Genomic DNA, 1410 nt, shown 5'->3' with positions numbered 1-1410 from the left:
AAAGCAATCTGGTAATATGTCAAGGGATGTTTTTTAAAGGAAACAAAAGAAAAGATAAAAAAAGCATAACTTTAACAGAACCTACTATTTTCAAAAAAAAATAGGCTTGTGATTGGAAATGTTTTATTGAATCTCTCCAACTTTACCGCTGGAGTAGATTTGATTTTTAGTCAGCAATCCAAAAATCAAGCGTACTAATTTACGAGATGTAAGTGCGAGTGCTCGTTTATGTTGGTGAGTAGTCACTTCACCAAACTTTTTGTTGTAGTATTCTTTGTACTCTGGCAAATAGTTCTTAACACTGTTGGCAGCTTCAATTAAATAGTATCTAAGATACTTATTACCTGTTTTAGTCATGTTGGTATCTTCTGCGGTGTAATTTCCTGACTGATTGGTTCTCCAAGTTAAACCTGCATATTTAGCTAAAGCATTGTGGGAATCAAAAGCATTAATGGTTCCAATCTCTGATAAAATGCCACTAGCTAAAACAGGACCAACACCAGGAATAGACATTAAGGATTGATATTCAGTAGTATTCATACCTTTAATGGTCTTCTCAATAGCCTTATCAATGGCCTTAATTTCGGTTTCGAAAGCCTTAATAAGGTTAAAAGAAGAAGCAATTGATACATTTAAAGGTTCATATAATACTTTATCTAATCTGTAGGAATCATTAGCGGCTTTCTGTAATAACTTAGCAGTTGCTTCTGGATCACTAAATCGATTTTTACCTTTTTCTTTAACGAAATCAACCAAATTTTCAATGGGAGAATATGTGATATCGTCTAAAGATAAGAATTCAGTTAAAATAGCTGCAGAAGTAGCCCCATAGTTATTAGAAAAAGGCTTGTCTTTTTTATCCAAGACTGCTAGCTGACTAAATTTTAGATATATATTTGAGACCATATAAGTTTTTTCGCGAGTAATACACTCAACTAAATGAAGCCTGTGACGGGTAAGTCTTTGTAAAGCAAGAAATTGAGAACCACGCCAAGGAGAGGATGTAATTCTTCCACATCTAGCAAAATCAGCAATAATGTATGCATCCAAAGGATCTGTCTTATCCTTATCCACAAAAGACTTTCTATAATTAGCAATAGTTTTGGGGTTAAGACAATATACTTTAGGATCAAACAAAACTAAATCATCATGAGAAGATAGGAAGTTAGCAACATGAACGCTATAAATGGAAGTTGATTCCAAGGCAATAACAGCATATTTAAGGTTATTAGAATTCAAACAATCAAAGATGCTTTTTAGCATAGATTCAGCACCAGGATTATTATTGGACGCCTTTAGATTGAGAAGTTTATTGCCTTGAAAATCAAGAGCACACAAGACATTAGTCTTAGAACTAACATCAATACCAATAAATAAAGTTGATAAAATATTGTTCTTCATATTATCACC

General features: G+C 33.0%; 1 protein-coding gene. It reads right to left on the bottom strand.

Translation table 11 applies throughout. The features are described 5' to 3' along the window. Positions 1 to 123: 123 nt before the first annotated feature. Positions 124 to 1410 (bottom strand): IS110 family RNA-guided transposase (locus BO51_RS10080; protein ID WP_496486313.1); only part of this gene is annotated, 1287 nt, incomplete at its 5' end.

Source organism: Soehngenia saccharolytica DSM 12858 (assembly GCF_059568515.1).
The sequence above is the reverse complement of the archived record's forward strand: the minus strand, read 5'-3'. Positions and strand labels throughout refer to the sequence as shown.